Consider the following 13459-nt stretch of genomic DNA (forward strand, 5'->3'; position numbering starts at 1 on the left):
TCACACTCCGCCGGACTCGGCCGCGGCGACGCGCGGGTTGGCCGAAAGGTGCTGGCCGACCCGGGTGACCAGCATCGCCATCTCGTAGGCGATGATCCCGAGGTCGGCCTCGGCGTCGGCGAGGACGGCGAGGCAGGCCCCCCGGCCGGCGGCGGTGACGAACAGGAACGACGACTCCATCTCCACGATGGTCTGCCGGACGGGCCCGCCGCCGAAGGACTCCCCGGCCCCGCGCGCGAGGCTCTGGAAGCTGGCGGCGACGGCGGCCAGGTGGTCGGACTCCTCGCGGGCCAGCCCGCTGGACGCGGCGATCCGCAGCCCGTCGCTGGACAGCACCACGGCATTCTGCACCGGGGCGACCCGCTGGACGAGGCTGTCCAGGAGCCAGTTGAGCTCACCTCCGGCTCCGCCCGGGACCTCCGCGCCGGAGTGCTGGGGCTGTGTCATGGGCTGTCGTCCTCCTGGTCACCTTCGTTGCCCGCGGCCTCCGCGTCGGCCGCGTCCTGTCTGCCACGCTGCCAGCCGCGCTGCATGGCCGACATCATCGATCGCATCGACTCGGGCGAGCGTGCGCCGCCGTCGTCCGGGTCCTCGCCCGCGGGAACGGTCCCGGCCGCGTCGCGGCCGGTCCCGCCCGCGGGAGCGTCCATGGGGACGGGCGCGGAGAGCGGCGTCCCGGCCGGTTCCGGGGCGGGCGGCGCCGGAGGCGCGGCCGGTTCCGGGGCGGGCGGCGGAGCCTGGCCCTGCGCGGCGAGGTGCGCGTCCACCCGTTCCTTGAGCTGGGGCGCCAGGTGCTGCTGCCGCCTGCGCTTGGGCAGCTCACCGTCCCGCAGGGGCGGGGCGGGCTCCGGCGGCGCCTCGGCCGGAGCGGGCGCGGGCGGCGGCGCCTCGGCCGGAGCGGGCGCGGGCGGCGACGCCGCCCGCACGGGCGCCGCGGGCGCCGGCACTTGGGCCGGGCGTACCGCCTCGGGCCGGAAGGGCTCGGCCTCGGCGACGAGCCGGACGACCCCGCCGGAATCGCCGCGTCCGGAGTGGGCCGCCGGGCGGGCGGCCGCGGGGAGCGCCGCGGCCGGGCTCGGCAGTTTCTGCATGGGCCCGGTGGCGCGGCGCACGCCGGCGGGTTCCGGTTCGGCGCTCTCCACGATGAGCGAGCTCGGGATCAGCGCGATCGCCGTCGTCCCCCCGTACGGGGACGGGCGGAGCGTGACGGTGATGTCCTGCCGCTCGGCCAGCCGGGCGACGACGAACAGCCCGAGCTGGGCACTGTCGGACGGGTCGAACTCGGGCGGATGGGCGAGCCGCTCGTTGGCCCGGCGCAGCGCCTCCTCGGTCATCCCGAGGCCGCGGTCCTCGACCTCGATCGCGAACCCGCTGGCGACCGCGTGGCCGCTGACCCGCACCGGCGACTGCGGCGGCGAGAACGTGGTGGCGTTCTCCACCACCTCGGCGAGCAGGTGGATGACGTCGGCGACGGCGGAGCCGAGCAGCGAGACGCGCGGCAGCGGCTGCACCCGCACGCGCGGGTAGTCCTCGACCTCGGCGACGGCGCCGCGCACCACGTCCACCAGCGGGACGGGACGGCGCCAGCTGCGCCCGGCGGTCTTGCCGGCCAGGATGACCAGGCCCTCGGCGTGCCGGCGCATGCGGGTCGCGAGGTGGTCGAGGCGGAACAGGTCCGACAGCTCCGAGGGGTCCTCGGTGCGGCGCTCCATGGTGTCGAGCAGGCTGAGCTGCCGGTGCAGCAGCGCCTGGTTGCGGCGCGCGAGGTTGACGAACACCTCGCTGATGCCGCGGCGGGCCGCGACCTCGCCCTCGGCGGCGAGGAGCACGGCCTCGCGGGCGCGGTCGAACGAGTCGGCGATCTGCCGGATCTCGGTGATGCGGTAGTCGCGCTCTGGCGCGGCCTCGGGTTCGACGGGGGCGCCGGCGCGGACCTGCTCGGCCAGCAGCGGCAGCCGCGTGCGGGTGAAGTCCACGACGCCGGAGGCGAGCGTGCGGCACTCCTCCAGCAGCCGCCGCGACACCCGGACCGCGAGCAGCGCCGACAGCACGATCGCGAGCAGGCCGACGCCGCCGGCGAGGCCGAGGCGGGTGAAGGCGCCGATCGCGATGTGCTGCCCGTGGGCGGCGAGGTCGTCGAGGACCTTGTTCTCCAGCTCGAACAGCCGGCCGTTGGTGGTGTCGGCGAGGGACCGCCAGATGGCGGGCTCGATGACCGGTGTGCGGGGTGCGCGCGCGGCGGCCTGCCCGGTGCGGGAGCCCGAGGCGGGCTGTGCGCCGGACTCGCGGGTCTTGCGCACGGTGGCGCGGGGCGGTTCGGCGCCGCGGATGACCTGGTCCTCCAGCGCCCGTAGCTGGACGAACGGCGGGGACTCGGCGAGGCGCTCGTAGCGTTCGTGGTCTCCGTGCGGCAGGTTGGGCGCGTTGTCGGCGTACAGCATCCGCTGGGCGCCGACGAGCTGCGCGAACTGGCCGCGCTCGGCGGTCGTGATGTGCCCTGCGGCCAGGGCGCCGGTCAGCAGGGCGTCCTCGCGCGACATGAACTCGCGGGCGCGGCCGAACGAGGCGAGCGTGCGGGCGTGCGCGGTGATGGACCCGTCCCCCGCCACGGTCGCGTTGTAGACGGCGAAGCCCGCGTCGATGACGTCGCTGTACTCGCGCAGCACGCGCTCGCGCTCGGCGACGCGCTGGTCCACGCTCTGGCGGACGGCGCGCAGCGTCCCGATCCGCTCCACGAAGGCGTCCAGCCGGTCGACCACCGCGGGCTGGATCGCGCCCCGCAGCCCCCCGTCGCGGGCGCCCTCGCGGACCTTCTCGCCCGCCTCGTCGGTGGCCTGCCGCTGCGTCCGCATCACGCCGGCGTCGGGGCGGGCGCCGCCGAGCTCGGCCATCGTCAGCCGCCGCTCCTTCTGCAGCGCGTCGATGAGGTGCTGCGCGGGCAGCACGGTCTTCTCCTGGAAGTCGCGGCTCTGCAGCAACTGGTGCGCGTCGCCGTAGGTGAAGCCCGTGAGGAACACCCACAGCGAGGCGAGCGCCAGCAGCGGCACGAGGACCAGCAGACTGATCCTCGCCCGGATGGAGGAGAAACGGGGGCCCATCACGGCTGGCGGACCCTGCTCACGTGTGTCGCGGTCGGCTTTGGGGGGCGGAACATGCGGGGGAACCTCCCGATGCATGGAGTACGGGGGTGTGCGGGAGCCTACTACGTCGCGGGTTCACGATGATCGGACTTGCGGCCGCCGGACGCCTCCTCCTCTTCGTCCGGCCAGCTCAGCACGTGCTCCATCAGAGCCACGAGCACCTCCTTGGACGACTCGCGGCGGCGCGCGTCGCACAGCACCACCGGGACGCCGGGGTCCAGGTCGAGCGCGATGGCGATGTCGCGCGGCCGGTGCGTCCGCTCGCCGTCGAAGCAGTTCACTGCCACCACGAACGGGACACCGCGGCGCTCGAAGTAGTCGATCGCGGGGAAGCTGCCGGTCAGCCGGCGCGTGTCGGCGAGCACGACGGCGCCGATCGCGCCCGCCGCCAGCTCGTCCCACATGAACCAGAACCGCTCCTGGCCGGGGGTGCCGAACAGGTAGAGCAGCAGCTGGTCCGACAGGGTGATCCGGCCGAAGTCCATGGCGACGGTCGTGGTCGCCTTCGCGCCGACGCCGGCCACGTCGTCGACCCCGGAGCCGCGGTCGGTCAGGGGCTCCTCGGTGTGCAGCGGCCGGATCTCGCTGACCGAGCCGACCAGGGTGGTCTTGCCCGCGCCGAACCCGCCCGCGATCAGGATCTTGGTGGTGACGAGCGGCCGGGCCGCGGAGCCCTGCCCGCCCGGCGCCCGGTCATAGCGCGCGGAGTCCATTGAGCACCTCTCTCAGCACCCCGGACGGGGGCCGCCGCCCCTCGGCCGGGCGCGCCTCGTCCACCACCGCGATCAGGCCCTCGTCCCGCAGGTCGCCGAGCAGCACCCGCACGACGCCGAGGGGCAGGCCGAGGTCGGCCGCGAGGTCGACCACCGTCACCGGCCGCGCGCAGCCGCGCAGCACCCGCGCGTGGTCGGGGCTGTAGCGCAGCCGGTCGCCCGGGGGGACGCCGGTGGCCGCGACCACCGTGATCAGCTCGAAGCCCGCGCCCTCGGGACGGGTCCGTCCCCGGGTCATCGCGTAGGGGCGCACGAGCGGCCCGGCGTCGCGGTCCAGCCAGCGCTCTCCCGGCGGAGTCATCGCTCAGAAGCCCCGCGGCGCGGACCCCCCGGCGCCTCCGAAGCCCTGGCCGCCGGCCTCCGCCCCGAACCTCGGGCTCGCCTGCAGGTGCTGGCCGACCCGCTTGACCAGCACCGCCATCTCGTAGGCGACCAGTCCGGCGTCGGCCTCGGCCTCGGCCAGCACCGCCAGGCAGGTGCCGTCGCCCGCCGCCGTCACGAACAGCAGCAGCGCGTCCATCTCGATGATGGTCTGCCGGACGTTGCCGCCCGCGAAGTGCCGCCCGGCGCCGCGGGCGAGGCTCTGCACGCCGGACGCCAGCGCCGACAGGTGCTCGGCGTCCTCGCGGGCGAGCTCGTTGGAGGCGGCCACGGCCAGCCCGTCGCGCGACAGGATCACCGCCTGCCGCACCGTCGTGACCCGCTGGGCGAAGTCGTTGAGCAGCCAGTTCAGCTCACCGGTCACGGTGTTGTGCATCATCGGGTCCCCTCATCCCGGGCGTCGGACGCGCGTCCGCGCCGCCATCCCTGCTGTATCGACGCCATCAGCGAGCGTGCCTCCTCGGGCGAGCGTGCAACGGCCCCGGTCGCGGTTCCGCCGGCCGGCGGAGGCGACGGGGGCCTCTTGCGCAGTTGCGGGGCCAGGTTCCTCTGCCTGACGCGGCGAGGCAAACCGGCGTGGGTCCCCGCGGGCTGCCAGTCCTCACCGGCGTCCTCGGGGGTGTCCTCGTGGGTGTCCTCGTGGGTGTCCTCGTGGGCGGCGCCGGGACCCTCGGCCGCCGGCGCGTGGGCGTCGTCCGACCAGGGGTTCGGGGCGGGACTCTGCGGCGCGGCGGGCGCCGGCTGGTCCGGGACGCCCCACGGCCCCGCGGGCGCGGCGGGCACCGGATTCGCGGGAGGCGCCGCGGGTCCGGTGAGCGCGGGCAGCGCGGGCGGCGCCTCCAGGCGCCCGCCGGCGCCCTCCAGGTGCCCTGGAGCGTTCCGCCGCCACTCGTGCGGGTCGTCCACGGGAGGGGCGGCGAGCTCTCCGGGTGCGGCGGAGTCGCGGAGCGGAACGACCCCGTCGGAAACCGGCGCGGCCAAGAACGCCGGCTCCCGCTCCGGGGCGCCCTCGACGGGGGTCCCCGCCAGGGCGGCGGCCTCGTCGTGCGGCCCGTCCGCGGGCGGCGACACTCCGGCGGCCATCTCCTCGGCCGGCACCACCAGCTCGTGCGGGAAGAGGACGATCGCGGTGACACCGCCGTACGGGGACCGCTGGAGCGTCACGGTGACGTCGTGGCGGGCGGCCAGCCGCGCGACGACGAACAGCCCGAGCTGGTCGGTGTCGACCAGGTCGTACTCGGGCGGCTCGGCGAGCCGCCGGTTGGCCTCGGCGAGCTGCTCCGGCCGCACGCCGAGGCCGCGGTCCTCGACCTCGACCGCGAACCCGGTGCCGACCCGCTCGGCCATCACCCGCACCTCGGTGTTGGGCGGGGAGAACGCCGCCGCGTTCTCGATCAGCTCGGCCAGCAGGTGCACCACGTCGGCGACGGCCGCGCCGACCAGGCCGTCCTCGGAGTCGGTCAGCACGGTCGCGCGGGTGTAGTCCTCGATCTCCGAGACGGCGGCGCGCAGCACGTCGGCGAAGCGCACCGGCCGCCGCCAGCCGCGCCCCGGCGTCGCGCCGGACAGGATGATCAGGCTCTCGGCGTGCCGCCGCATGCGGGTGGTGAGGTGGTCGATGCGGAACAGGTCTTCCAGGTCGTCGGCCTCGGCGCGGCTCTCCAGGCCGTCCAGCAGCGTCAGCTGGCGGTGCAGGAGCGACTGGTTGCGGCGGGCGATGTTGAGGAAGATGCGGCTGACGCCCGCGCGCAGCTCGGCCTGGCCGACGGCGGCGTCGACGGCGGTCCGCTGCACCTTGGCGAACGCCTCGGCGAGCCGGGCGACCTCGGCGGTGCGGCCGGCGTCCAGGGGCGGGGCCTCCGCGGCGACGTCCACGCTCTCGTTGCGGCCGAGCCGCTCGACGATGCCGGGCAGCCGCTGCTCGGCCAGTTCCTCGGCCGACCCGCGCAGCCCGACCAGCTCGCGGACGAACCCGCGCGCGAACCGCAGCGACAGCAGCACCGACAGCAGGATGGACAGCAGGCCGAGGCCGCCGACGGCGGCGAGCCTGAGGTAGGCCTCGCGGCCGAGGTCGTCGGCGTGCTCCCCGGCGCGCCTGGAGTTGCCGAGCACCATCGTGTTGACCGACAGCACGAGCGGCTGCGCCGTCCGCTGCCACTCCACGGGCTGGACGGGGATCGGCCGGCGCGGGTCGGCGTCGGCGATCCGGTCCTCCATCGCCTTGAACGCCTGGTACTGCGGGGACGCGAAGACCTGCGCGGTGCCGGTCCGGTAGACCACCGGGTCGAGCAGCGAGCGCTGCTTGGTCCATTGCCAGCGCTGCTCGCCGACCATTTCCACGAACAGCCGGTGCTCGGCCGCCGTCATCCGGCCCTTGGTGATGAACGCGCCTGCGACCAGCGCGTTCTCGCGCTGGAGCAGCTCCATGCCGCGGCCGGCGTGCCGGGTGGACTGCGTCCAGTCGTAGAGCGCGGAGTCGTCGATGGCCACGAGGCTGTCGTAGAGCCGGTGCATGTTGTCGACCATCGTGCCGTATCCGTTGACCGCGGCCAACCGGTCGACGGACCGGGCGTCGACCGCCGCGCGCAGCCCGCCCAGCCCGCCGAGCGCCCGCAGGACCTCGGCGACGCGGGACTCCATCTCGGCGTTGGTCGCGCTGCGTGCGGCGGCGGAGGTGGCCTTGCGGCGGAAGTTCTCGACGGCCGCGTCGGCGCGCGAGCGCTGCGACAGCAGGGCGGCGGAGGTTCCGCCCGCGCTCTTGCGCGGGGTGCTGAGGAACACCGCCGAGGCCAGCCGCTCCTTGCCCAGCTCCACCAGGACGCCCTGGCCGCTCGGCGCGAACTCGCGGTCGAGCGTGTGGTACCGGCGCTGGGCGAGCGCGTCGCGGCCGGTGAAGATCGCGGCGTATCCCCAGAGCGCGCCGAGCGAGAGCAGCGGCACGAGCAGCAGCGCGGTGACCTTCGAGCGGATCGACCGCCTACGGGGGGATTTCATGTGACCTCGAACGTTCCGGCACGGAGGGCCCCTGGATCATAAAGGCCGCCCGCGACGCTCCCGCAACCCCTTTGACGGCATTCGGCCGCATTGCCGCAATTCCTTGCCACCTGCGGCGATGTGCGAAGGCAAGACGATCTTGTTGAACCCGACGCAAGCGGATAGCGGCAAATCCGGACAATTTGCTTCATTTCCCCCTGTCGCTCCGCGACAATGCGCCATACTCTGCTTCTTCACCACCGCTCGCGCCGCGACCGGTCCGGGAAGGAGATCCACGATTCCTACAGGCAACGACGACGGCCGGGCCGGGAGGACGGCTCCCGGGCCGGAGGGCGTTACGATGCCCGCCGTGAGTCCCGAAAGCCAGGCATCCGAGGCATTGCCGTCGCGACGGCGCCGCACACCCCGCGGCGGCCGCCACCGTGGCGACGAGTCCTTCCTGCTGCCCCCCGGATCCCCCACGCTCGTCCTCGCCGTCCCCGGACCCGCCCGGCGGGCCGGCACCGACCTCGCCACCGAGCTCGCCCGGCTCGTCGAGCTCGAGCACACCGGGCAGCCCGCCCACGTCGGGCACCTGGAGGGCGACGAGGCGAGCCTGCACGCCGTGCTCGCCGGGATCCGGCAGCAGGGCGACGAGCTCGCGGCCGTGGTGGTGCCGCTGTCCACCGGGCCCGACCCGGCGCTTGACGCCGCCGTGCGCGCCGCCGTGGCGGCCTCGCCCGTGCGCACCGTCGCCGCCGAGCCGCTCGGCCCGCACCCGCTCATCGCCGAGGCGCTGCACGACCGGCTCGCCGACGCGGGGCTCGCCCGCGCCGACCGGATCAGGCTGATGACGATGGTGACGGCCGCGTCCGGTGTGATCGTCGCCACTCCGGGCGACGCGGCGGCCGTCCGGCAGGCCGAGGTCACCGGCGTGCTCCTGGCCTCGCGGCTCGCGGCCCCCGTCTTCACCGCCTCGCTGAACGACGAGGCGTCGGTGAAGGCCGCCTACGAGCAACTGCGCGCCGCCGGCGCGGCGTCCATCGCCGTCGCCCCGCACGTGATCGGGCCCGAGCCGGAGGCGGCGCTGATCTCCGCGGCCGCCGCCACCGTGGGCTCCGCCCACTCCGCGCCCCTGGGCGCCCACCCGGCCCTGGCCCGCCTGACCGCCCTCCGCTACGTCGAGGCCCTCTCCACCGCACTCGCCGACTAGCCCAAGGGGGACACCCCCTTGGGCCGGTCCCGGCGTCTCGTTCGCTTGGGGGCGCCCCTCCGGCAAGGGCGGCCGACCGTCGTCCTCCGCTTCGCTCCGGACGCCGGTCAGCACCCCTTTGGGGGGGCGACCCCCCAAACCCCCCGGCAAGAGCCGCAGACCGTCGTCCTCCGCTTCGCTCCGGACGCCGGTCAGCGATTCTTGAATTCGGGGCGGCGCTTCTCCAGCGTGGCCGCCATTCCCTCGGCGAGGTCCTCGCTGAAGAAGGCCAGGGTCTGCACGGCCGTCTCCGCCATGAGCTGCCGGCGCAGGCCGGGGACGTCCAGGGAGGCGTTGAGCAGTTCCTTCGTGCGGCTCAGGCCGTAGGGGGACCTGCCGAGCAGCTCGTCGGCGAGGGCCTGCGCGGCGGCCAGGTCCCCGCCCTCGGGGGCGGTCTCGGTGACCAGGCCGAGAGCGTCGGCGCGCGCCGCGTCCAGGCGCTGCGCCCGGTAGCAGATCTCCGCGGCCTTCGCCGGCCCGACCAGGCGCGGCAGCAGCCAGGACAGGCCGCAGTCGCCGGCCGACAGCCCGAGGTCGACGAACGGCACGACGAAGCGGGTCGTCGGGTCGGCGACCCGCAGGTCGCAGGCCAGCGCCCAGGACACGCCCATGCCCGCGACCGGGCCGTGCAGCGCCGCGATCACCGGCTGCGGGATCTCCCGCAGCCGCGCGGTGACCTCGCCGCCCCGCGCGATGCCCCGGTAGAGCCGCTGGACGCGGCCCTCGCCGTCCGCGCCGCCCGGGTCGCCGCCCTGCAGGTCCATGCCCGAGCAGAAGCCGCGGCCCGCGCCGGTCAGCACGACCACCCGGATGGACGGGTCGCGCATCAGCCCGTTGAGGACGTCCAGCATCTCCTCGGTCAGCGCGCCGTCGACCGCGTTCAGGCGCTCCGGGCGGGACAGGGTGATCGTGAGCACCCCGTCCCGCCGGTCGAGCTCGATCCCGGTCAACGGCTCAGGACGTGAGCTGCTGGATCAACGGGCCCATCTGCTCGCCCACGTTGCCGAACACGGTCAGCGGCTCGGCCGCCCCGATCGCCGCCCAGTTGTCCCGGACGTCCTCGACCGACAGCGTCTCCTTCTGCCCGTAGCCGGGGCCCTCCGCCACGAAGATCTTCGCGATCCGGCCGCCGCCGACCGTGTAGACCTGGCCGGAGTCCTCGTTGGAGTCGTGCACGAGGTAGGCCACGAGCGGGGTGACCTGCTCGACGCCGAGCTTGTCGGCGAAGTCGGCGGGCAGCAGGTCCTCGGTCATCCGGGTCCAGGCGACCGGGGCGATCGCGTTGGCCTTGATGTTGTACTTGGCGCCCTCCTGGGCGAGGGTCTTGGTGAACCCGACGAGGCCCATCTTGGCCGTGGAGTAGTTGGCCTGGCCGAAGTTGCCGAACAGGCCCGCGGGCGAGGACGTGTTCACGATCCGGCCGTAGCCCTGCTCGCGCAGGTGCGGCCAGGCGGCGCTGGAGACCAGGAACGAGCCGCGCAGGTGGACGGCGATGACCGAGTCGAACTCCTCGACCGACATGTTCTTGAACGACCTGTCGCGCAGGATGCCCGCGTTGTTGACGACGATGTCGACCTTGCCGAACGCGTCCAGCGCGGTCTTCACGATCGCCTGCGCGCCCTCGGGGGTGGCGACGTTGTCGGGGTTCGCGACGGCCTCGCCGCCGTTCTTCTTGATCTCGTCCACGACCTCCTGGGCGGGGCCGGCGGAGGCGCCGGCACCGGACCGGTCACCGCCGAGGTCGTTGACGACGACCTTGGCGCCGCGCGCGGCGAGCTCCAGCGCGTGCTGCCGGCCGAGGCCGTGGCCAGCCCCGGTCACGACCGCCACGCGGCCGTCGTAGCGCAGTTCCGACATCTCGTGTCTCCTCACATCGCACCGACTACGCCCCCAGGTAACCATCTAGGGGTTACCCAGTGGTACCACTAAACCGAATCCCGCTCGGCCGCGACCCCCGGGGTTCCTTCCCGGCTGGACGCCGGGGCAGTCCTGCGTACGATGGGACGCGGGGGGAAGTTGCGCCGATCACCGCAATTCACCCCGCCCCCGCCGCGTAGTCTCCTCACCCGTCGACGTCCCGACGAGCAACGGAGGTCCCGTGCGATGAGCCTCGACACCGGGCCCGCGTCCGGCCGCCGCTACCGCGTGGTGCAGTGGGCGACGGGCGCGCTCGGGCGCAGCGCGATCCGCGGCGTCCTGGACCGCGACGACATGGAACTCGCCGGCGCGTGGGTGCACACCCCGGCCAAGGTCGGCGCCGACGCCGGCACGCTCGCGGGACGCGACCCGGTCGGCGTCCTCGCGACCGGCGACCTCGGCGAGATCCTCGATCTGGAGGCCGACTGCGTCCTCTACGCCCCGAGCCCCAGGCACGACCGGTTCGCCGAGCTGGACACGATCTGCGCGCTGCTGGCGTCCGGCAAGAACCTGGTCTCCCTCACCGGGATGGTCTACCCGCAGGCGCACGGCCCGCTCTTCGTGAACGAGCTGGAGCAGGCGTGCAAGCGGGGCGGTGTGTCGGTGCACGGCAGCGGCGTCAGCCACGGCTTCATGGCCGACGTGATGCCGCTGGTGCTGTCGCGGCTCTCGCGCCGGATCACCCACGTCTACGCCCGTGAGTGCTCCGACTTCGCCCGGCACCCGTCCTGGCGGATGGTCCACGACATGCTCGGCTTCGGCAAGGACGAGGAGGCGTACCTGCGCGCGCTGCGCCCCAGCCGCGCCGCGATGCGGACGCTGTTCTCCGAGAGCCTGCACCTGGTCGCCGCCGGGCTCGGCGTCGACCTCGACGAGATCGACGTGGACGTCGACCACCGGCTGGCCCGCGCCGACCTCGCCACCGCCGCCGGGCCGGTCCCGCGCGGCACGGTCGCCGCGGCCCGCTGGACGTTCAGCGGCCTCGCCGCGGGCCGGCCCGTGATCACCATCGAGATCGTGCACAAGGCCGACGCCGCGCGGATGCCCGACGAGTGGGGGCGGCCCGGGTACTCGCTGCGCGTGGACGGCCGGCCGGCGCTCACGCTGTCGGCCGGCGAGGAGTGGGTCTCCGACGCGATCTCCGCCGCGTCCGCGCACGCGCTGAACTCCGTCCCGGCCGTGTGCGGCGCCGACCCCGGCATCCGCACCTACCTGGACCTGCCGATGATCAGCGGCCGGATGCACCTCTAGGGACCGCCGCCGTCAGGACGGCAGCGTCGGCGCCGACTCGCCCTCCTGCGCGGAGACGTGGTCGGCGGCCTGGGCCTCGGCCTCCTCGCGGCCCTCGCGGCGGTGCTTGCGGACGCTCCACACCACCAGCGCGACGACGGCCGCGACCGCGAGGCCGATCGCCAGGCCCCGGCCCGCGAGCTTGGCCGCGTGCTCGAACGCCGTGCCCGCGAAGAAGCCGCCGAGCGTGAACGTCACCACCCAGGTGACGCCGCCGATGACGTTGAAGAGCAGGAACTTCGGATACGGCAGCCGCGAACTGCCCGCGAGCGCCGGCATGAGCGCCCGCAGCAGCGCCGTGAACCGTCCGATGAACACCGCGAACGCGCCCCGGCGGCGGATCAGGTCCTGCGCGGCCGCGACCTTCCCCCGGTGTCTTCGCATCATGTTGACGTCCAGCAGCCGCGGTCCGTACCTGCGGCCGATCTCATAACCGACCGAGTCGCCGGCGACGGCGGCGACCACCGCGACGACCAGCAGCAGCGGCAGCGACAGCACGTGCTGGCTGGCGAGGACGCCGCCGACCACGATCGCGGTCTCGCCCGGGAACACGAAGCCGACGAACAGCGCGGCCTCCGCGAACACCAGCGCCGCGATGATCAGATAGATCATCGCCGGTGGCAGGCCGTCCACCAGGGCGTTGAATTGCTCGAGCATGGACCCCCGCCGCCTCGTCGATCCGCCGGTCGGCCGTCACGGCCGTTTCACACTGGATACCGACGGTTATGGTAGCCGCGAGGTTCCCGTACCCGGATCGGTCGCAAGGGCCAACCTCCGGTCGGCCTCACCTACTTCAGAGGGAGACGGGCATGAGCGTGCAGGAGGTCGAGGGAGGCCGGTTCGTCCGGCAGGCGAACCGGTTCACCGAGCGGATCACGGCGGACGGGTCGAGCGGCCTCGCCGCCGAGCCCGGGCGGTACCGGCTCTTCGTCTCCTACGCGTGCCCGTGGGCGCACCGCACCCTGATCGTGCGCCGGCTCCTCGGCTTGGAGGACGCGATCGGCGTCGGGGTCGTCGACCCCATCCGGGACGAGCGGGGCTGGCGGTTCCCCGACCGCGACCCGGTGACCGGCGCCGTCTTCCTCTCCGAGCTGTACCTGTCCACCGACCCGGCGTTCCAGGGCCGCTACACCGTGCCCTGCGTCTGGGACACCGAGACCGAGCGCCTGGTCACCAACGACTTCCCGACCATCACCACGATGTTCGAGACGGAGTTCACCGCCCACCACCGCCCCGGCGCGCCCGACCTGTACCCCGAGGCGCTGCGGCCCGAGATCGACGAGCTGAACGAGCTCGTCTACCAGACCGTCAACAACGGCGTGTACAAGGCCGGCTTCGCCACCTCGCAGGGCGCCTACGAGGAGGCCTTCGACGCCCTCTTCGACACCCTCGGCCGGCTGGAGGAGCGGCTGTCCACCCGGCGCTACCTGTTCGGCGACGAGATCACCGAGGCGGACGTCCGGCTGTACCCGACGCTCGCCCGCTTCGACGCCGTCTACCACGGCCACTTCAAGTGCAACCTGCGGCGCCTCGCCGACTTCGAGAACCTGTGGGGCTACGCCCGCGACCTGTACTCGATCCCGGCGTTCGGCGAGACCACGGACTTCGACCACATCAAGCGGCACTACTACGTGACCCAGCGGAACATCAACCCGTCCGGCGTCGTCGCCAAGGGCCCGCTCGTGGACTGGACCCTGCCGCACGACCGGGGACGTTGACCGCGTCTCCCTCGT

At 74.2% G+C, this 13459-nt stretch carries 12 protein-coding genes; 3 read left to right on the plus strand and 9 right to left on the minus strand.

Annotated features, from left to right (window positions below; translation table 11 throughout):
* The 6 genes from CHC11_RS25285 to CHC11_RS25310 all read right to left on the minus strand — a co-directional run bounded on the left by CHC11_RS25285 (window position 1) and on the right by CHC11_RS25310 (window position 7288).
* Window positions 1-447 carry a roadblock/LC7 domain-containing protein gene (locus CHC11_RS25285; RefSeq protein WP_089314309.1) on the minus strand — a complete coding sequence of 149 codons (447 nt, stop codon included), beginning with the start codon at window positions 445-447 and terminating at the stop codon, window positions 1-3.
* Window positions 444-3098 carry a sensor histidine kinase gene (locus tag CHC11_RS43545; protein ID WP_089314310.1) on the minus strand — a complete coding sequence of 885 codons (2655 nt, stop codon included), beginning with the start codon at window positions 3096-3098 and terminating at the stop codon, window positions 444-446. Before CHC11_RS43545 ends, CHC11_RS25285 begins: the two co-directional genes overlap by 4 nt.
* A 104-nt stretch (window positions 3099-3202) precedes the next feature.
* Window positions 3203-3853, minus strand: a complete 651-nt coding sequence (locus tag CHC11_RS25295; protein ID WP_089314311.1) for a GTP-binding protein — start codon at window positions 3851-3853, stop codon at window positions 3203-3205.
* Window positions 3834-4214 carry a DUF742 domain-containing protein gene (locus tag CHC11_RS25300; RefSeq protein WP_089314312.1) on the minus strand — a complete coding sequence of 127 codons (381 nt, stop codon included), beginning with the start codon at window positions 4212-4214 and terminating at the stop codon, window positions 3834-3836. The genes CHC11_RS25295 and CHC11_RS25300 overlap by 20 nt, the downstream gene beginning before the upstream one ends.
* A 3-nt stretch (window positions 4215-4217) precedes the next feature.
* Window positions 4218-4673 carry a roadblock/LC7 domain-containing protein gene (locus tag CHC11_RS25305; RefSeq protein ID WP_378188546.1) on the minus strand — a complete coding sequence of 152 codons (456 nt, stop codon included), beginning with the start codon at window positions 4671-4673 and terminating at the stop codon, window positions 4218-4220.
* Window positions 4670-7288, minus strand: a complete 2619-nt coding sequence (locus tag CHC11_RS25310) for a sensor histidine kinase (protein WP_089314313.1) — start codon at window positions 7286-7288, stop codon at window positions 4670-4672. Before CHC11_RS25310 ends, CHC11_RS25305 begins: the two co-directional genes overlap by 4 nt.
* 349 nt (window positions 7289-7637) lie before the next feature.
* On the opposite strand from CHC11_RS25310, the gene CHC11_RS25315 reads away from it, so the two are divergent.
* Window positions 7638-8480: a sirohydrochlorin chelatase gene (locus CHC11_RS25315; protein WP_089314512.1), complete on the plus strand. Its 843-nt coding sequence runs from the start codon at window positions 7638-7640 to the stop codon at window positions 8478-8480.
* Window positions 8481-8671: 191 nt separating this feature from the next.
* On the opposite strand, the gene CHC11_RS25320 is transcribed toward CHC11_RS25315, so the two are convergent.
* Together CHC11_RS25320 and CHC11_RS25325 are read right to left on the minus strand one after the other, a co-directional pair.
* On the minus strand, window positions 8672-9469 hold the full coding sequence (locus tag CHC11_RS25320) for an enoyl-CoA hydratase/isomerase family protein (protein WP_089314314.1): 798 nt from the start codon (window positions 9467-9469) through the stop codon (window positions 8672-8674).
* Window positions 9470-9473: 4 nt separating this feature from the next.
* Window positions 9474-10376, minus strand: coding sequence for an SDR family oxidoreductase (locus CHC11_RS25325; RefSeq protein WP_089314315.1), 903 nt, complete (start codon window positions 10374-10376; stop codon window positions 9474-9476).
* Between the two features lie 246 nt (window positions 10377-10622).
* Here CHC11_RS25325 and CHC11_RS25330 point away from each other — a divergent pair, with 246 nt between their 5' ends.
* Window positions 10623-11687 carry an NAD(P)H-dependent amine dehydrogenase family protein gene (locus CHC11_RS25330; protein ID WP_089314316.1) on the plus strand — a complete coding sequence of 355 codons (1065 nt, stop codon included), beginning with the start codon at window positions 10623-10625 and terminating at the stop codon, window positions 11685-11687.
* A gap of 12 nt (window positions 11688-11699) precedes the next feature.
* Here CHC11_RS25330 and CHC11_RS25335 read toward each other — a convergent pair whose 3' ends face one another.
* Window positions 11700-12383, minus strand: coding sequence for a DedA family protein (locus CHC11_RS25335; RefSeq protein ID WP_089314317.1), 684 nt, complete (start codon window positions 12381-12383; stop codon window positions 11700-11702).
* Window positions 12384-12535: 152 nt separating this feature from the next.
* Here CHC11_RS25335 and CHC11_RS25340 point away from each other — a divergent pair, with 152 nt between their 5' ends.
* Window positions 12536-13444 carry a glutathione S-transferase family protein gene (locus tag CHC11_RS25340; protein WP_089314318.1) on the plus strand — a complete coding sequence of 303 codons (909 nt, stop codon included), beginning with the start codon at window positions 12536-12538 and terminating at the stop codon, window positions 13442-13444.
* The last annotated feature ends 15 nt before the right edge of the window (window positions 13445-13459 follow it).

Origin of the sequence: Actinomadura mexicana (assembly GCF_900188105.1) — a bacterium.
Classification (GTDB): domain Bacteria; phylum Actinomycetota; class Actinomycetes; order Streptosporangiales; family Streptosporangiaceae; genus Spirillospora; species Spirillospora mexicana.